At 60.1% G+C, this 17358-nt stretch carries 16 protein-coding genes; 9 read left to right on the forward strand and 7 right to left on the reverse strand.

Features of this window, described 5'->3' with window-relative positions:
- The first annotated feature begins 200 nt into the window (after positions 1-200).
- On the forward strand, positions 201-956 hold the full coding sequence (locus tag EYC79_RS13925) for a gamma-glutamyl-gamma-aminobutyrate hydrolase family protein (protein WP_130978378.1): 756 nt from the start codon (positions 201-203) through the stop codon (positions 954-956).
- A gap of 22 nt (positions 957-978) precedes the next feature.
- Here the strand turns inward: EYC79_RS13925 and EYC79_RS13930 are convergent, their stop codons facing one another.
- From EYC79_RS13930 to EYC79_RS13940, 3 genes are all read right to left on the reverse strand, one after another.
- Entirely contained in the window at positions 979-1941 is a 963-nt protein-coding gene (locus EYC79_RS13930) for a 2-hydroxyacid dehydrogenase (RefSeq protein WP_130978379.1), read from the reverse strand.
- 175 nt (positions 1942-2116) lie between these two features.
- Complete coding sequence (locus EYC79_RS13935; RefSeq protein ID WP_062427810.1) at positions 2117-3139, reverse strand: LacI family DNA-binding transcriptional regulator; 1023 nt, start codon at positions 3137-3139, stop codon at positions 2117-2119.
- A 123-nt stretch (positions 3140-3262) separates the two neighbouring features.
- Positions 3263-3772: a MarR family winged helix-turn-helix transcriptional regulator gene (locus tag EYC79_RS13940; RefSeq protein WP_062439424.1), complete on the reverse strand. Its 510-nt coding sequence runs from the start codon at positions 3770-3772 to the stop codon at positions 3263-3265.
- Positions 3773-3851: 79 nt separating this feature from the next.
- Here EYC79_RS13940 and EYC79_RS13945 point away from each other — a divergent pair, with 79 nt between their 5' ends.
- From EYC79_RS13945 to EYC79_RS13955, 3 genes are all read left to right on the forward strand, one after another.
- Positions 3852-4646 carry a creatininase family protein gene (locus tag EYC79_RS13945; protein WP_130978380.1) on the forward strand — a complete coding sequence of 265 codons (795 nt, stop codon included), beginning with the start codon at positions 3852-3854 and terminating at the stop codon, positions 4644-4646.
- A gap of 115 nt (positions 4647-4761) precedes the next feature.
- A complete protein-coding gene (locus EYC79_RS13950) occupies positions 4762-5904 on the forward strand; it encodes a CobW family GTP-binding protein (protein ID WP_162746213.1) in 1143 nt (380 codons plus the stop codon).
- A gap of 199 nt (positions 5905-6103) precedes the next feature.
- Positions 6104-7093 carry a WD40 repeat domain-containing protein gene (locus EYC79_RS13955; RefSeq protein ID WP_130978381.1) on the forward strand — a complete coding sequence of 330 codons (990 nt, stop codon included), beginning with the start codon at positions 6104-6106 and terminating at the stop codon, positions 7091-7093.
- A 68-nt stretch (positions 7094-7161) separates the two neighbouring features.
- On the opposite strand, the gene EYC79_RS13960 is transcribed toward EYC79_RS13955, so the two are convergent.
- Positions 7162-7608, reverse strand: coding sequence for a glyoxalase superfamily protein (locus EYC79_RS13960; protein ID WP_130978382.1), 447 nt, complete (start codon positions 7606-7608; stop codon positions 7162-7164).
- Positions 7609-7868: 260 nt separating this feature from the next.
- Positions 7869-8519 carry an OmpW/AlkL family protein gene (locus tag EYC79_RS13965; RefSeq protein WP_245495298.1) on the reverse strand — a complete coding sequence of 217 codons (651 nt, stop codon included), beginning with the start codon at positions 8517-8519 and terminating at the stop codon, positions 7869-7871.
- Between the two features lie 391 nt (positions 8520-8910).
- Between EYC79_RS13965 and EYC79_RS13970 the strand changes: the two genes are divergently transcribed.
- Together EYC79_RS13970 and EYC79_RS13975 are read left to right on the forward strand one after the other, a co-directional pair.
- Positions 8911-10725 (forward strand): HAMP domain-containing methyl-accepting chemotaxis protein, encoded by a 1815-nt coding sequence (locus EYC79_RS13970; RefSeq protein WP_130978384.1) that lies wholly within the window; start codon positions 8911-8913, stop codon positions 10723-10725.
- 182 nt (positions 10726-10907) lie between these two features.
- Positions 10908-11732, forward strand: a complete 825-nt coding sequence (locus EYC79_RS13975; RefSeq protein WP_130978385.1) for an AraC family transcriptional regulator — start codon at positions 10908-10910, stop codon at positions 11730-11732.
- Positions 11733-12231: 499 nt separating this feature from the next.
- On the opposite strand, the gene EYC79_RS13985 is transcribed toward EYC79_RS13975, so the two are convergent.
- Together EYC79_RS13985 and odc2 are read right to left on the reverse strand one after the other, a co-directional pair.
- A complete protein-coding gene (locus tag EYC79_RS13985; protein ID WP_062439399.1) occupies positions 12232-12798 on the reverse strand; it encodes a GNAT family N-acetyltransferase in 567 nt (188 codons plus the stop codon).
- Between the two features lie 374 nt (positions 12799-13172).
- Entirely contained in the window at positions 13173-14306 is a 1134-nt protein-coding gene (gene odc2, locus EYC79_RS13990) for an ornithine/lysine decarboxylase (protein ID WP_113226467.1), read from the reverse strand.
- A 542-nt stretch (positions 14307-14848) separates the two neighbouring features.
- Between odc2 and EYC79_RS13995 the strand changes: the two genes are divergently transcribed.
- The 3 genes from EYC79_RS13995 to EYC79_RS14005 form a co-directional block, all read left to right on the forward strand.
- On the forward strand, positions 14849-15742 hold the full coding sequence (locus tag EYC79_RS13995) for a LysR family transcriptional regulator (protein ID WP_130978387.1): 894 nt from the start codon (positions 14849-14851) through the stop codon (positions 15740-15742).
- 74 nt (positions 15743-15816) lie between these two features.
- Positions 15817-16464 (forward strand): DUF1007 family protein, encoded by a 648-nt coding sequence (locus tag EYC79_RS14000; protein WP_130978388.1) that lies wholly within the window; start codon positions 15817-15819, stop codon positions 16462-16464.
- 269 nt (positions 16465-16733) lie between these two features.
- A partial coding sequence (locus EYC79_RS14005; RefSeq protein WP_245495299.1) for a nickel/cobalt transporter occupies positions 16734-17358 on the forward strand: 625 nt, incomplete at its 3' end.

The following is a 17358-nucleotide window of genomic DNA, read 5'->3' on the forward strand; positions in this document are numbered from 1 at the left end:
ATTGCGTCACTTACGCAAAGAGAATGCTTGACGAACCCGCCCCTTCGGCTTCACTGACGGCAGCCTTAGGCGTGTTGCGATCTTTCAGATTCGCGCACACACTTTCGGCCCTTGCTTTTTCGCATGTCGTTATCGCAAAACCGCTGCACAGTTTTGCGCAACATGCTTTATTTCAAGACCGCATCACATTCGGAGCCATCATGTCGAAGCCCATCATCGCGATCCCTGCCGATATCAAACAGGTGGACGGTGCCGAGTGGCACGCGGCGCAGACGCAGTATCTCAAAGCGGCGCTGAAGGTGGCCGGCGTCATGTCCTTGATCGTACCCGCCTTCGAGACCGGCAATGAGGTTGACACCATTCTCGACCGGGTGGACGGGCTGCTCGTCTCGGGCTCCGCCAGCAATGTCCACCCCTCGCTCTATGGCAAGCAGGCCACCGACGCCGATGGCCCCTTCGATGCAGGGCGTGATGCGACGAGCCTCGAACTCATCCGCCGCGCGATTGATCGCGGCATTCCGATGCTCGCCATCTGCCGCGGAATTCAGGAGTTGAACGTGGCCCTTGGCGGCACGCTCGCCAGTGAAATCCAGGAACTGCCGGGACGCTGGGACCATCGCAAGCCGGAGACCACCGAGCGCGACGTGATGTTCAGCATCCGCCAGCCCGTGCATGTGCGCGAAGGCTCCTGCATTGCGGAGCATCTTGGCCTGTCCGGCGAAATCCAGATCAACTCGGTCCACCGCCAGGCAATCGCGCAAACCGCGCCCCGGCTGCAGGTGGAAGCGACCGCCGAAGACGGCACCATCGAGGCCGTCTCCGTCATCGACGCCAAGGGCTTTGCCATCGGCGTCCAGTGGCACCCGGAATATTGGGCCGAAACCGATGGCCCGTCCCGGGCGCTGTTCGAAGCCTTCGGCGAGGCGGTGCGGGAGTATCAAGCGAGCAAGGCGTAAAGCGCCTCGCTCTCTTTTTCGGTCATCCCTTCACAGGCGTTTCCGGCACCGGTGTCAGTACCTTCCGCTCCGCAAACCAGCCGAGGATATTGTCCGCCACGAGATCCGCCATGGCATTGCGCGTCGGCACCGAGGCGGAGGCAACGTGCGGCAAGAGCGAAACATTGTCGAATGCCAACAGCGCTTCGGGCACATTTGGCTCCGAATAGAACACATCGAGACCGGCACCACCCAGCGTGCCGTCTTCAAGCGCCTTGATCATCGCATCCTCATCCACGCTTGAGCCACGGCCGACATTGATAAAGACGCCATTCGAGCCAAGTGCGGAGAAGATCTCGCCATTGATGGCCTTGTGGGTTTCCGGCGTGCCGGGCACGATGCAGATCAGAATATCGACCGCGCTCGCCATGTCCTTCAACGAGGCGTAATATGTGTAGGAAAGCTCGTCGCGCTTGCTGCGCGTGTGATAGCCGATCTCCACCTTGAAGGGCTCGAGGCGCTTGGCGATTTCCTGGCCGATGCGGCCCATGCCGAAGAGGCCGACCTTGCGACCGCGCAGCGAAAAGGGCGAGAGCGCAAACGGCCCCTCCTTCACCCACTTGCCATCTCGCAGATAGCTTTCGGCCTGATAGAGGCGGCGCACCGTGTTGATCAGAAGCGCAATCGTCGTATCAGCGACTTCGTCATTCAGCACATCCGGCGTGTTGGTGACGATGATGCCGCGCTTGGCCGCATGCTTGGCATCGACGCCATCATAGCCCACACCGAAATTGGAGATGATCTCAAGGTTGGGTAGTCCATCGATCCAGTCCGCATTGACGCTGCCGGAGACGGCGACGGCGCGAACGCGCTCCGCCACCTCGGCAGAGAGGGCAGGCTTTACCCCCACAGGTGCGGTCACCACCTCCACCTTGCCTTGGAAGCGCTCCAGCACGCGCGGATGAATTTTTCCCGGAACGAGAACGACGGGTTTTTGATCGGACATGGGCGGTCATTCCTCCTGCAGACGCATTTCCAGAGAGGAGAGCCAGTCGCTCTCAAGACCCGGAAATGCAAAAAATGTCGAAGCGGCGGGACCGCTCCGTGATGCGGAAGGCAAAGCTAACCGATGCGAGACGAAACCGAAACCCGCGAAAAGACGAGATTGGTACTGTCGTGGACTACTGACGCGGAATGCACGGCCCGGTGGACTGGCGGATGCGCATTTCCGGCTTGATCAGGTGAATGCCGTCCGGCTCATGGCTGCCGGCCAGCCTGTCGAGCAACGCGCGGGCCGCAAGCCGCCCCACTTCCGCCTGACCGTTGGACACGGTCGTCAGCGAGGGCGTGGAAATCGACGCCTCTTCCAGATCGTCATAGCCGGTCACGGAAATATCCTTGCCCGGCACGAAGCCTGCGCGCGAAACGCCGTTCATCAGGCCGATGGCGACGAGGTCGTTCCAGCAGACGGCAGCTGTCGGTTTCTGCGGCAGCGACAGGAAATTCACCGCCGCCTCGAAGCCGCCCTGCTTGGAGCGGGCACCGGGAATGCGCAGGTTCGGATCGACCTCGATACCAGCCTTGCGCAGCGCATTCACATAGCCCTGGTAGCGGTCGCGCCCGGTGGACGTCTGGTCGGTACCGCCCACCATGGCGATGGTGCGGTGGCCAAGGCTGATCAGATGGTTGGTGGCAAGCGAGATGCCGTAGCTGTCGTCGCCACGGAAGGTCGGCATGTCGACGCCATCCATGGAGCGCGCCACCAGAATGGCCGGCATGCCGTTTTCTTCCGCAAGCTTCAGATCTTCCGTCGGCGTGCCGATCGCCGGAGACATGATCACGCCGTCGCTGCCAAGCTGCAGCAGCGTTTCCAGAAAGGTGCGCTGCTTTTCCACCGAGTCGTAATGATTGGACAGAATGAAGGTCTGGCGGCTGCGATCGAGCTCGCTTTCGATGGCCTTGAGAATTTCGCCATAGAACGGGTTCATCACGTCGTGAAAGACGACGCCGATAATGCCGGAGCGGGATGTGCGAAGGCTGGCGGCACGGCGATTATAGATATAGCCGAGCGCGCGGGCCTGATCCTTGATCTTCTCGCGGGTGTCGGATGCGACCAACGGGCTGTCGCGCAGCGCCAGAGAAATGGTTGCCGTCGAAAGCCCCAGGCTTTCGGCAATCGTTGAAAGCTTCACCTTCTGCGCCATGTCCCCTCCCCGAGATCGCGCGTCGCACCCCCGCGACGTTTAAATCGTGATTAAACAATTTAAACAACACGCGCAACAGGTTTAAGGGTTTTGCGAACTATTGAAGGCTTTCACTTCAAATTTTTAATCGATTAAATCGAGAGACTGAAGATTGGCGTCGATGGCGCGCAAAAGCTTGACGACGTTTTTCACGTCTTTGGCGGACAATCCCTCCACCGCGCGCGCACCGCAGGCCGCAAGCGACGTGTTGATGTGATCGACGCTTTTCTGGCCGGCTTCGGTGAGCTTCACCATGGTCAGGCGACCATCGCCTTCGCCTGCACTGCGCTCGACAAAGCCTTGCGCTTCCATGCGACCGATGGTGCGGGTCATGGTCGGCGCCTTGACGCCAAGCTTCTGGGCAATCTGGCCGGGCGTCATGCTGCCTTCCTGGGCAAGCGCCAGGATCACGCCGTCCTGGCCCGCATAAAGGCCGCTCGTCGCAAGATTGTGGCTGAGCGCCGTGCGCATGGAGCGTGCGGCTTGCGTGATGGATTGCGCCAGCTCTTCCGGGCTGAAGGCAATATCCTTCTTCTTCTGCGACTTGTCCTTCTTGGACGCCTTGTCCTTTTTCGAGGCCTTGTCCTTGCTCATTCAGCCCGTGCCTTTTGCCAGATCGCGAAACGACTATATGATGTTGTAACTTCTAACGAATACAGGCGCGGATCGCCATATGCCAAACACATACACGCAATTTGACGACGAAACGATAACAGCCGGATTTCAACCGTCGGAGATAATCGCAGTTCTGCCGCTCGGCGCACATGAACAGCACGGCCCGCATCTGCCCTTCGAGACCGATACGCTGATTGCCAAAGGCATCGTCGCGCGCCTGAAGGCAGCCCTGCCGCAAGACTTCCCCGTGACTTTCCTGCCCGTAGAGCCGGTCGGCTACTCCATCGAGCATATGGATGTGGCAGGCACCAAGACGCTCGCCTTCGATGAGGCCGTCAATCGCTGGCTGGAGATCGTCCGCGCCCAGCATGAGAAGGGCATCCGCAAATTCGTCATGCTGAACGCCCATGGTGGCAATGCGCCGCTGATGACGATCGTCGCGACCGAGGCGCGCAAGCGCTTTGCTATGCTGGCGGTTGCCACCAGCTGGACGCGCTTTGGCCTGCCGGAAGGGCTGATTGCGCCGGACGACAAGGCGATCGATATTCACGGCGGCGATATTGAAACGTCGGTCATGCTGGCGCTCAACCCTGATGAAGTCGCCATGGACAAGGCAGCAAGCTTTCCCTCCCGCCAAAGCGAGTTTACAAACCGCTTCACCCATCTGCGCGCCTACGGCCCACACGCCTTCGGCTGGATGATGAGCGATCTCAACCCACTGGGCGTCGCCGGAAACGCAGCCGCCGCCACCGCCGAAAAGGGCGAGCAGATCATCGCCCACTCGGTGCGCGGTCTGATTGCGCTTCTGGAAGACGTGCGCGCCTTCGATGTGAGCGACTTCGATCGGTCTTAAGGCCCCATCATCAAAATTCTTGAACAGAATTTCTTTGAACTGCCTTCTTCGCAAGCCTATATGAACGGCAACATTTTTGTCTGTCGCGGCACCCCGCCGCATATCGAGGTTTCCCATGACCGAAACAATGACCGAAGCAAACACCGCTGCCGCTGCAAAGCCCATTCCCGTCACCGTGCTGACCGGCTATCTGGGTGCCGGCAAGACCACCTTGCTCAATCGCATACTGACCGAGAACCACGGCAAGAAATATGCGGTCATCGTCAACGAGTTCGGCGAAATCGGCATCGACAACGACCTGATCGTGGAATCCGACGAGGAAATCTACGAGATGAACAATGGCTGCATCTGCTGCACGGTGCGCGGTGACCTCATCCGCGTCGTGGAAGGCCTGATGCGCCGTCCTGGCCGTTTCGATGGCATCATTGTCGAAACCACCGGCCTTGCCGATCCGGTTCCCGTTGCCCAGACCTTCTTCATGGATGACGATGTACGCGCCAAGACCGAGCTCGACGCCGTTGTCGCACTCGTCGATGCCAAGCACCTGCCGCTTCGCCTGAAAGACAGCCGCGAAGCCGAAGATCAGATCGCCTTTGCCGATGTCGTCGTCATCAACAAGAGCGACCTCGTCACCAAGGAAGAGCTGGCCCGCATCGAAGACATCGTGCGCGCCATCAACCCGTCCGCCCGCATCTACAAGACCGAACGCTCCGGCGTCGATCTGGCCCGCGTGCTGGACCAGGGCGCCTTCAACCTGGAGCGCGCGCTGGAGAACGATCCGCATTTCCTCGAGCACGGCCATGAAGACCATGCCTGCGGCCCGGATTGCGATCATCACCACCACGATCACGACCACCACCATCATGGGCATGATCACGGCCACGATCACCATCATGACCATGACCACCATCATCACGACCATGACCATCACCATGCGGCGCCGTCTCCCATCCATGATGTGACGGTTCAGTCCATTTCGCTGCGCGGCGGCGAGATGAACCCGGAGCGCTTCTTCCCCTGGATTCAGAAGGTGACGCAGACCGACGGCCCGAACATTTTGCGCCTCAAGGGTATCATCGCCTTCAAGGGCGACGCCGAGCGCTACGTGGTTCAGGGCGTGCACATGATCATCGAGGGCGATCACCAACGTCCTTGGAAGGACGGCGAAAAGCGCGAAAGCCGCCTCGTCTTCATCGGCCGCGAACTCGACCGCGAAAAACTGGAAGCGAGCTTCCACGCATGTGAAGCGAAGGCGTAAGCATCCCCCTTCCGGGCCGGTCCAGTTCCACCTGGGCCGACCAAGGGAAGCTTAGGCTCCGCAATCTCCTGCGCGTCATCCTCGGCCCTCGGGTCAAGCCCGAGGGTGGTGACCCGAGGATCCACGCCGCACAGGGTGGACGAAAACAAACCACCCCATACCGCAGCCAAAACCCATACAGACGAAAGACTCATCGCCCATGCCAACCGTTGCTCCTCTTGACCTTGAAGGCCACGTCGTCGCGGCGCATTTTCTGGGCGATATCCCGCTGTTTGCCACTGCCGCCGGTACCATTCATCGCCTCGATGGCGGGGAAAAGGTAATGCAGGCCCATGAAGGTCTGCTCACCTGCATTCGTGATCCCTATAGCGCAACGCTTCTGACGGGCGGCGAAGATGGCAAGGTGCTGCGCATCGGTCATGATGGCGCGGTGACCGAAATCGCCCATGTGCCGCGCAAATGGATCAGCGTGGTGGCAGGCGGCCCGCAAAATGCCGTGGCCTATGCCGTTGGAAAATCAAGCTTCGTCAAGCTTGCGGACGGCACTACCAAGGAATTCAAGGAAGAGCGCACGGTTGAGGCGATTGCCTTTGCGCCCAAGGGCCTGCGCATCGCCGCTGCCCGCTACAATGGCGTAACGCTGCACTGGGTGGCGACCGCCGGCGATCCCGTCGATTTGGAATGGAAGGGCGCCCATACCGGTGTCACCTACTCCCCCGATGGTCGCTTCCTCGTCACCACCATGCAGGAAAATGCGCTGCATGGCTGGAAGCTCGATGCGCCGAAGGGCGCTGACGCCCGCCATATGCGCATGACAGGATATCCGGCCAAGGTCAAATCGCTCTCCTGGTCGCCCAAGGGCAAATGGCTTGCCTCGTCTGGCGCACCGGCCGCCATCGTCTGGCCGTTTTCAGGGAAGGATGGCCCGATGGGCAAGCCGCCGGAAGAGCTCGGCACACGCGGCAACATCATGGCCACGCAGGTCGCTTTCCACCCCAGCGACGACGTGCTTGCCATCGGCTTCATCGATGGCATGATCCTCGGCGTGCGCATGGCCGACGGCAAGGAAGCGCTGCTGCGCCGTCCGGGCAAGGGCGCCATCTCCGGCCTCTCCTGGAGCGCCACCGGCAAGCTGCTCGCCTTCGCTTCAGAGGCTGGCGATTGTGGCATCGTCGATATTTCCGCTTAAAAGCAAGATGCCTGTAGCAACGGCGCATCTGGTGCTGAGATCAGCACCAGATGCGCCCGCTTCAACCTTCACCAGGTGAGCTCGACCTGCGCCCGTCCATCGGAGGTCCGCTCCGTGGTGCGACCGGTCGCATCCACATTGCAATGAACCCGCTGGCGAAAGGCCGAGAAGCTGTCGAAGGTAACGACATCCACCGGATCGTCGAAATGCATCGTCAGACGATAGCGCTCCGGATCGCCGCCAAGCGATTGCACGCCAAGGATTGCACCGGTGAAGGGCTGGCCGAGATAATAGCCGCTGACCCGCGAGCCCAGCATATAGGGATTGAAGGGCGGGCGATTGCCGACAGCGGCATGCAGCGTGTTCCAGTCGCGGTAGCCATATTGCGCCGCGATCAGTTCCAGCGCGCGCGAATGGCCGATGGTTGTCCCTTCGTCAGCAAGGCCAGCGCGAAGACGCTTCGCCTGATCCTTCAGCGTATCGAGACTGGGTAGAGGTGGTGTCGTGTTCCGCATCGCGGTTCTCCTGCATCGGCATGCTGTGTCGAGGAGGGGTCCGCATTGCCACCGTCTGCATGCCTGAAAAAGGAATGACCGTATCGGAGGTTCGAAAGAGAGTTTCACCAAAGCATGGATGCTCGCGGACGGCAGGTACTCTCAACCTGCCGCAATGTTTAGCGGATTTGTGAGGAACGGTCAATTTGGGTCTGGCCGGGAGACCGAATGACGAAGGGGCGCCGCAGAACTTGCGCGGCACCCCCAGCCCTCCCAGGCACTCAGAACCGGTAGGTCACACCCGCACCCACCAGCCACGGATCAATCTTCGCCTTGCCGCTGATGTCACCGAAAGCGTCGCTTGTCGCTGTCCATTTGGTATCAAGAAAAATCTTCTTCACGTCGAAGTTCACACCCCAATTCTTCGTCACCATATAGTCGAAGCCCACCTGAAGTGCTGCGCCGAAGTCGTTCTTGACGTCGAGATTGCTGAAGCCCGGCTTTTCGCTCTGGTGATAGAAGAGCGAGTAGTTCACGCCCGCACCCACATAGGGCTTGAAGGCGCCGAAATCGGTGAAGTGGTATTGCAGCGTCAGTGTCGGCGGCAGAAGCCAGGTCTTGCCGACATCGATTTCGCCGAGCGCCCCCGTTGTGTTGATCCTGGAAAAGGTCGTGCCGAGAATGAGTTCGGCGGCAATGTTGTCGGTGAAGAAGTAGCTGATATCGAGTTCGGGGATCACCGTGTCCGAATAGGATAGCCCAGCGCCCGGTACACCATTGATCGTGCCACTGTCATGGGTCAGGACACCGAGCGCACGAACGCGGATCATCCATGGGCTTGCCGCAGCAATGGCCTCTTCCGCCGTGGGGGCCGGTGCAACTTGTGCCAGATCCGCCGCACAAACGGCGCCGGGCAGGACGCCGCACAGGATGGCAAGTGGAAGGGTAGCTTTTCGGACGGTCGCAAACACGTTTTCTCTCCTTGATCAGATCATTGAACACGCTGTTTCGCCGGCTGCCTGCAGCGTTTGTCCGCCAGAACGGAGCGGCATAGGTGTTCGCCTCATCCCTAGCCGGTTGTGCCGTTGAGGTATTTGAGGTGGATCAAATCCGGGAAAAGCGCGCTTTTTCTCGGTGTGGGCATCGATGGATTTGCAACCCTGTGCAACAGAAAATTGCAATGAATTCAACGCGTCTAAAACATATAATGCTTATTAACTATAATTAATTTAATCTATACTTATTCCCCTTAAGTCTATCGCATCACAGAGAAATGTCCCTCGCGCGCCGCACCCGGCCAGCCTGGGCTGGAGGACGACAGGGATGCGGATTTCGATTTCGGCGGCGGTGACTGCAACGGGGATCGCCCTGATTGCCGGGGTTCTCGTGACGCTTGTGACCGGCGCCGGTGCGCTGAACCGGCTGAAGGTCAACGGTCCGATCTATGAGGATATCATCTACAGCAAGGACCTGATTGCCGATATCCTGCCGCCACCACTTTATGTGATCGAAAGCTATGCTCTGGCCAATGAGAGCACGCTGCATCCCGATACGCTGGCCGTCAATGCGCCACGCGTGAAGGTTCTAAAAGATCAATATGAGGAGCGCCGCGCCTATTGGAAAACGACGAGACTTCCCGACGTCTTGAAGACCAAGCTGCTCGACGATGTGCTGGTCAAGGGCGATGACTTCTGGCGTGAAATGCAGGGTGTCACGCTCCCCGCCCTCCAGGCAAATGATCGCGATGCCATCGTCGCTTCCTTGAGCGCCCTGCGGGTCAAGTTCCATCGCCATGAGGCCGCCGTCAACGAACTGGTGGAAATGGGCAATCTCTTCGGCAAGGAGAAGGAAGCCTATGCCGCTTCGCAAACGAGCCTGCTGCAGGGCGCAAGCTATGGCCTCGGCGTCTTCCTCATTGTGCTTTGCCTTGCATCCACCCTCTTCACCAGACGCCGCGCCATTCGCCCGCTGGGCGATATGACCGAGGCCATGACCAGAATGGCAAGTGGGGATCTCAAGGACGAACCGCCGCACCTTGCCCGCCAGGACGAGATCGGCGCCATGGCAAAGGCACTTGCGATCTTCCGTGATGCCGGCCTTTCCAAGCGACAGCTGGAAACCGAAGCCGAAGAGGCGCGCCAGTTGAGCGATCGCGAACGCCAGCAGCGCGAGCGTGAGCGCCTGGCCGATGCCGATGCGCTTCGCTTTGCCGTGGAGCAGCTCGGCGGCGGCTTGAGCCAGCTTGCCATCGGCGATTTGAGCCGTAGCCTCGATCAACCTTTCCATCCTCGCTTCGAGACGCTGAGAAAGAATTTCAACGAGTCTATCTCCACTCTGCGCCTGACCCTTCGGGATGTGCTGTCGGAGACCGACCACCTGAACCGCCAGGGCCAGGAGCTACGCGGCGGTGCCGACAATCTGGCGCGGCGCACCGAACAGCAGGCCGCCGCACTTGAAGAAACCGCGGCAGCCCTCGATCAGGTCACCTCCACCGGCAAGGCGTCCGTCGAGCGCATAGAAGATGCCCGCACATTGGTAAAGGATGCCCGCAACGCCGCCGTCCATTCATCGCAGGTCGTCGGAAAGGCGATTTCGGCAATGCAACGGATCGAGACCGCATCCGGTGAAATCGGCTCCATCATCGGCGCAATCGAAAACATTGCCTTCCAGACCAACCTGCTGGCACTGAATGCCGGCGTGGAAGCCGCCCGTGCCGGCGAAGCCGGAAAGGGCTTTGCCGTGGTCGCCCAGGAAGTGCGCGAATTGGCACAGCGCTCCGCCGCCGCTGCCAACGAGATCAAGCAGCTTGTCGCCAAATCCGGCCAGGAAGTGGCTGGCGGCGTGGATCTCGTGCAATCGACGGGTGCGGTTCTCGCTGAAATCGAGGCGGTCGTCTCGCGCATCGATCTCAATATCGACAGCATCGCGACAGCCGCACGCGAACAATCCGTCGGGCTTTCCGAGATCAACACCAGCGTCAACACGCTGGACCAGATGACCCAGCACAACGCTGCGATGGTGGAGGAAACCAACGCCGCCACCCAGAACCTTGCCGAAACAGCCCGCACCCTCGCTTCGCTTGCAGGCCGGTTCGATATCGGTGCCAACGGCCCGGCGGCGACGCGTCGCGCCGCCTGATCGGCTCCAACAGAAAAACGGAACGGGACACCTGAAGCGCGCAGCGGTCTGAAAGATCGTGGCGCGCTTCATGCATTTGTCCCCGAGCCCCTCTCGTTCCCTGCCCCCTCGCAAAGTCAAATGCGATCAAGCACAATGCCTTTCGATGCGGAAAAGGTAAGGCGTGAAGTACGGGAGAGCCCATGGCCGTTCTGGAAAGACTGATCTGGCAGATCGAGACAGACCTCAAATCCGATCTCTCGCTGCCGTCTCTATCCAGGCGTTGTGCCGTCAATCTTCATCACATGTGCCGGGTCTTTCAACTCGCCACAGGCATGTCGATCATGGCCTATGCCCGCGCACGCAGGCTATCGCTCGCGGCACGGGCCATCGCCGACGGCCAGGAGAGCATCATCGCCATTGCGCTGGATGCCGGATATGGCTCCCACGAGGCCTTCACACGCGCCTTCGCCAGTTATTTCGGCACACCGCCAAGCAGGCTGAGAGGCGAGCAGTCCATCACAAACCTCAATCTCATGGAGCCTTTTGAAATGAACAAGGACATGATTGTTCCGCTTTCGGCACCCCGCAAAGAAGACCGTGCAGCCTTCCGCATCGTCGGTCTTGGCGTCGATTGCGCCTTCGACAAGACAGGCGAAATCCCGGCACTCTGGGGATCCTTCATGGCGCGCGAGGGCGAGGTGCAAAACCCTGTGCCAGGGCCGGCCTACGGCGTCTGCTGCATGGCCGATGGCGCCGGCAACTTCCGCTATATTGCAGGCATCGAGGCGACCGGCTCGACACCCGGAATGGAGCATATCGACATCCCCGCGCAGGCCTATGCCGTCTTCACCCATAGCGGCCACATTTCGGATATCGGCAAGACGGTCTATACGATCTGGAACAAGGCATTGCCGGACGCAGGACTGGAAAGCGAGAACGCACCGGACTTCGAGCGCTACGACCACCGCTTCGACGGCCGCACCGGTCGCGGCGAGGTGGAGATCTGGATTCCGATCGTTTCGTGAGGGGCCACCGGCGTGCAGGGCGGACACAAGTCGACCGTCATCCCGCACGTGATCCACACGCTGTCCGTTTTCAACTTACTGGACAATGGACATGATATTGATTCGGCTTGGTTTTGGACGCTTCACTGCGTTCTGGACAGCAAGTAGAGATCAATGTCGTGAGACGCGACGATAGCGTCTTTCATCAGCGTCGACAGCATAGTTCGTGGTCTGTATCCAGATCTACGTCGCGCGGATTGCCAATATCCTTCTACGTTCCGGATCTGTCACATACCCCCCTCTGCCCTGCCGGGCATCTCCCCCTCAAGAGGGGAGATCGGCACGAAGCGCTCTTCCCATGTCCCATCTGACCGCAGTTTGTGGCAAGGCGGTGCGAAAGTTCGATCTCCCCCCTTGAGGGGGAGATGTCCGGCAGGACAGAGGGGGGATATGCCAAGCATTCAAAGCTGTCTTGGCAACTTTTCAATCCACACGACAGACCCCAAGGGTCCGCCCACCCTCAGGAAAAGCGACGGCCGCTCGCAGCCAGCATGCCGGCCACGCCATCCAGCCAGCCGGGCTTCAGTTCCAGCGCCAGAAAGCGGTTGCGCTCGAAGGGGCCGGGCATGACGAGGTGCTGGGTCTTCGTCGCGAAGAAGCCGAAGCGCTCGTAATATGCCGCATCGCCGACCAGCAGGATCGCGCCGTGCTCGCGGCGGGTTGCTTCGGAAATGGCAGCGCGCATCAGCGCCGAGCCGATGCCCTTGCCCTCATGCGCGGCATCGACGGCCAGCGGACCGAGAAGCAGCGCTGCGACCGGGCGGCCTTCGCGGGTCACGCCGGCTTCGACATTCCACAGGCGCACGGTGCCGATGACATGGCCGTCCTGATCGCGCGCAACCAGCGCCAAACCTTCGGCGGGCACGCGACCGGCGCGGAGCTTTTCCGACGACTTGCGGCGGCGGCCAGGACCCATGGCGCGGTCCAGCAGGTTTTCGCGCGCGACGATGTCGCCGGCGTTTTCGGTCTCGATGAAGAATGTCTGCGGCGTGAAGAATGCACGAACCGAATTGAGAACAGCGGCCATCCCGGCCTCCCGTTACCAAGCCGCCCACGAAAGCGGCACCTGCCAGAAACATGTCGCGCAACCATCTTGCAACGACAAGGAATGAACCGTTCCGGCCCGGCGCGCGCCGCAAGCTTATCCCTCGACTGGACAGAGGATTGGCAAGCAGGTGTGCGCCAGGCCCGGGCGTCAGCCGGGCCGGAACGGGAAGATCCGGGAGAACGCCATCCGCCCCAACGGGTGGCGTCTCGCGCAGATCACATTGCTTTGGATCAGTGAAGCCCTAAAGCCTGTCGCGCAAAAGTGTGAAGCGGTTTTGCGATAACGACATGCGATAAGACAAGAACCTTAAAGCGTGAGGAGCAATCTGAAAGATTGCGACACGCTTTAAGGGTTTAGATCACATAGGCCTTCAAGGGCTCGAAGCCGTTGAAAGCGACCGCCGAATAGGTGGTCGTGTAGGCGCCTGTTCCTTCGATCAGAACTTCGTCGCCGATGGTCAGCGAGACCGGCAGCGGGTACATGTTCTTCTCGTAGAGCACATCGGCGCTGTCGCAGGTCGGACCGGCCAGCACGCAAGGCTCCATCATGTCCTCATCGCGCGTGGTGCGGATGGGGTAGCGGATGGCTTCGTCCATGGTTTCGGCCAGACCGCCGAACTTGCCGATGTCGAGGAACACCCAGCGATGGTTGTCATTGTCGGACTTGCGCGAGACGAGAACGACTTCCGCCTTGATCACGCCCGCATTGCCAACCATGCCGCGGCCCGGCTCGATGATGGTCTTCGGGATCTGGTTGCCGAAGTGCTTGCGCAGCGCCGTGTCGATTGCCTGGCCGTATTCTTCAGCGGCGGGAACGTCGCGAAGATACTTGGTTGGGAAACCGCCGCCCATATTGACCATCTGCAGGTGGATGCCCTGCTTGGCAAGAGACGCGAAGACGCGCTTGGCATCGCCAACGGCTGCATCCCATGCGTCGAGGTTCATCATCTGCGAACCGACATGGAAGGACACGCCGTAGGATTCCAGACCCAGCTGATGGGCATAGACCAGAACATCGACAGCCATCTGCGGCACGCAGCCGAACTTGCGAGACAGCGGCCATTCGGCGCCTTCGCCATCGGTCAGAACGCGGCAGAATACGCGCGCACCAGGAGCGGCACGGGCAACCTTCTCGACTTCCTCATGGCTGTCCACGGCGAAGAGATCGATGCCGAGCGCGTGAGCGCGTGCAACATCGCGTTCCTTCTTGATGGTGTTGCCGAAGGAGATGCGGTCGGAGGTCGCACCGGCATCGAGCGCCATCTGGATTTCAGCCACGGAGGCGCAATCGAAGTTGGAGCCCATGGAGGCGAGCAGCGACAGAATTTCTGGAGCCGGGTTGGCCTTGACGGCGTAATAGATCGCGCTGTTGGGCAGGGCGTGACGGAACGCGTGGAAGTTGTCACGCACGACGTCGAGATCGACCACAAGGCAGGGACCTTCGGGACGGCGGGTATTGATGAAGTCGAGGATGCGAGCAGTCGTCATCGTTGTGTTCCCTAACTTGATCCGGCTCCGGAAAATTCCGGAGGACAAAGAACGCTCGAGATATGCAAGACGAATCAGCCGGTGGAGGCGCAGATTCATTCGCATACGCTCAAGGCGCAAATATGAACAACGCCCTGCCAGGAGCATTATTCGGCTTTGTCTGCCATGGGATTGGAGGGAATCATACCCAACCGCACTTACGGCAATGATGGTGTGCCTCTTCAGTACCCCGGCTGATGGAAAGCCGGCAGAGAACCAGAAAGGCCCGCACCGTCGTTGCTTCGTATGTCCTCGCATATCCGGTTGGCCGGAACAGCGACTGGAGGGGTTAATTCCAGGTACCTTACCGAACTCCTCACCACATCGAGGGTCGGCGGACACACATGGGCACGTGCGACTTTGGGCAGACAGGGAGATAAGAATATTCGCCGTCATAATCAAGAGGATTTTTTCAGCATGTCGCGAATTTTTTCGGCAGTGCTTTTCCTGTTGGACAGTGGATTCCAATCGTTCAATTATATGGAACGAACAGGAGTTTATGGATGGACACGCTGACGCGCATTCGCGCCTTTATCGACGTCGTCGAAGCGGAGGGTTTTTCGGCCGCCGCGCGCAAGACCGGACGCTCCAAGGCGCTGCTGTCCAAATATGTCCGCGAGCTGGAAGACGATCTCGGCGCGCTGCTTCTCAACCGCACCACAAGGCAGTTTTCGCTGACGGAAGCCGGCCATACCTATTACCGCACCGCCTCGGATATTCTGAAAGAGATCGACAATCTCGCCGATCTGGTGCGGGAGAAGAATTCCGATCTGAAGGGCAAGCTGAAGCTTTCCGTGCCGCGCACCTTCATCGATGCCGATGTCGGCCAGAGCCTCATCGATTTCGCCCGCGAAAATCCCGAGCTTTCCATGGAGATCGTTGCGGACGATCGCTTCGTCGATCTGATCGAGGAAGGTTTCGACCTCGCGATCCGCATTACCAAGCTGGAGGATTCCGGCCTGATTGCCCGCAAGCTGTCGGATTTTCGCGTCCACGCGGTGGCGACACCGGATTTCGTCGCCCGCCATGGGCCACTGGAAAACCCGCAGGATCTCGGAAAAGTCCCCTGCATCATCGATACCAATTCCCGCTTCCAGAACCACATCCGCTATTTCGAACCAGGCGGCGGCACCAACTCGGTAGCGACGCGCGGGCCGATCGAGGTCAACAGCCCGCAGGCGACGCTGCGCGCCGCGCGCTCTGGGTTGGGCGTCGCCATCGTGCCGGACTTCATCGCCCGCCCGCATATCCAGTCAGGCGAGCTTGTGACGCTTTTCGATGATTATATTTCCCGCGATCGCGGCATTTACGCGGTCTATCCGCACCGGCGCTATCTGCCGGCCAAGGTGCGCAGCTTCGTCGATTATCTGTCCAACTGGTTCCGAAAGAACGGTTGATCGGCTGGCCGCCGAAATTCAGACCCAATTTGTTATAGAGTAACCGCAGATTCGCCCGAGGATAAACGCGGCCCATGAAAAAACTCCTTCTGCCAACGGCCGCCTGCGCCGCCGCCTGTCTTGCGCCGCTCACCGCCTTCGCCCATCCGCATATCTTTGCCGAAGCGCGCATGGAAATCATCGAAGGCGCGGATGGCAATGTGCAGGAAGTGCGCAACATCTGGCGCTTCGACGAGATGTTTTCCGCAAGCGTGGTCCTGGATTACGACAAGAACAGCGACGCCAAGCTCGACAAGGAAGAGCTCGCCGAAATCGGCAACACGGTGCATGAATCGCTGGCGGAATATTCCTATTACACCTTCATCGCGGTGAACGGAAAGAACATCGACTTCAACAAGCCGGACGTCATCCATGTGGATTACAAGGACGGCCAGATCCTGATGTTCTTCTCGGTCATGCCGAAGAACCCGCTACCGGTGAAGGGCAAGCTCTCCTTCGGCGCCTGGGACCCGACCATGTATACGGCCATCGATTTTGCCAAGGATACCGACATCGTGGTGAAGGGTCCGCATCTGGCCGCCTGCAAGCACAAGGTGGTGCGCCCGGACCCGGATGAAATCATTGCCCAGAACCAGAGCAGCCTCACCGACGCCTTCTTCAACGACCCGACCGGCACCGACATGACCAAGCTCTTTGCGACAAGACTGGAACTGCAATGCTAGAGGATGGCGTTTCACCGCAGGGAGCCCGGCAGGCTGAGGGATTGATGATTACCCTGAAACGCTCGCTTTGGGTCATCCTCGGGCTTGACCCGAGGATCCATGTTTTCAACGGCTCATGGATGGTCAGGTCACCCTCGGAAGTGACCTGGGGGCCGACCATGACGCCGGAGAGGTCGTTGGGTCGGCAAGACTCCTCCCGCCGCGCAGACGCGCGACGACTGGATTCCTGTCACAAGGACAGGAATGAGGGAAGCAAGCTTCTCCTCGCGCTGACCACCCTCACCCTGCTCTTCGCCTCGCTCAGCATCGCCCACGCCCAATCGCCGCTCGGCATCGGCTCGGCCGAACCCTCCATTTCCGTCGGCGGGCCGCTGGCACCCTTCTTCCAGTGGATCAACGTCCACCAGCAGAGTTTCTACCGCGCACTGACCGGCGCGCTGAAAGCCATGCGCGAAGACCCATGGGCGCTGACCTCGCTGATCGGCCTCTCCTTTGCCTATGGCGTGTTCCACGCGGCAGGCCCCGGCCATGGCAAGGCGGTGATTTCCTCCTACATGATCGCCAACGAGACGCAGCTGAAACGCGGCATCCTGATCTCCTTCGTCTCGGCGCTGATTCAAGGCGCGGTCGCCATCCTCCTCGTCGTCGCGGCCTATTTCGTGCTGCGCGGCACCTCCATCACCATGACCAAGGCGACGCAGGCGATGGAAATTGCCAGCTTCGCCATGGTCGCGCTCTTCGGCGCCTGGCTCTTGGCGCGCAAGATCTGGAGCATGCTGCATCGGCGCTCTGATCATCACGCGCTCGCATCCCCGCAAACATCCTCACCGGCCCTTGCCGCATCGTCATCGGCCTCGCCTGTCGCAAGCGCCAGCTTGTCTGCCAGCCCCGCGC

Source organism: Agrobacterium cavarae, from assembly GCF_004310285.1.
Lineage (GTDB): Bacteria > Pseudomonadota > Alphaproteobacteria > Rhizobiales > Rhizobiaceae > Agrobacterium > Agrobacterium cavarae.

What these genes read in the sequence shown, in the direction of transcription:
- EYC79_RS14000 (WP_130978388.1), top strand. Translation starts at nt 15,817, where the DNA reads ATGAAAAAACTCCTTCTGCCAACGGCCGCCTGCGCCGCCGCCTGTCTT.
- EYC79_RS13995 (WP_130978387.1), top strand. Translation starts at nt 14,849, where the DNA reads ATGGACACGCTGACGCGCATTCGCGCCTTTATCGACGTCGTCGAAGCG.
- EYC79_RS13935 (WP_062427810.1), bottom strand. Translation starts at nt 3,139, where the DNA reads ATGGCGCAGAAGGTGAAGCTTTCAACGATTGCCGAAAGCCTGGGGCTT.
- EYC79_RS13970 (WP_130978384.1), top strand. Translation starts at nt 8,911, where the DNA reads ATGCGGATTTCGATTTCGGCGGCGGTGACTGCAACGGGGATCGCCCTG.
- EYC79_RS13985 (WP_062439399.1), bottom strand. Translation starts at nt 12,798, where the DNA reads ATGGCCGCTGTTCTCAATTCGGTTCGTGCATTCTTCACGCCGCAGACA.
- EYC79_RS13950 (WP_162746213.1), top strand. Translation starts at nt 4,762, where the DNA reads ATGACCGAAACAATGACCGAAGCAAACACCGCTGCCGCTGCAAAGCCC.
- EYC79_RS13940 (WP_062439424.1), bottom strand. Translation starts at nt 3,772, where the DNA reads ATGAGCAAGGACAAGGCCTCGAAAAAGGACAAGGCGTCCAAGAAGGAC.
- EYC79_RS13930 (WP_130978379.1), bottom strand. Translation starts at nt 1,941, where the DNA reads ATGTCCGATCAAAAACCCGTCGTTCTCGTTCCGGGAAAAATTCATCCG.
- EYC79_RS13960 (WP_130978382.1), bottom strand. Translation starts at nt 7,608, where the DNA reads ATGCGGAACACGACACCACCTCTACCCAGTCTCGATACGCTGAAGGAT.
- EYC79_RS13955 (WP_130978381.1), top strand. Translation starts at nt 6,104, where the DNA reads ATGCCAACCGTTGCTCCTCTTGACCTTGAAGGCCACGTCGTCGCGGCG.
- EYC79_RS13925 (WP_130978378.1), top strand. Translation starts at nt 201, where the DNA reads ATGTCGAAGCCCATCATCGCGATCCCTGCCGATATCAAACAGGTGGAC.
- EYC79_RS13945 (WP_130978380.1), top strand. Translation starts at nt 3,852, where the DNA reads ATGCCAAACACATACACGCAATTTGACGACGAAACGATAACAGCCGGA.
- odc2 (WP_113226467.1), bottom strand. Translation starts at nt 14,306, where the DNA reads ATGACGACTGCTCGCATCCTCGACTTCATCAATACCCGCCGTCCCGAA.
- EYC79_RS13975 (WP_130978385.1), top strand. Translation starts at nt 10,908, where the DNA reads ATGGCCGTTCTGGAAAGACTGATCTGGCAGATCGAGACAGACCTCAAA.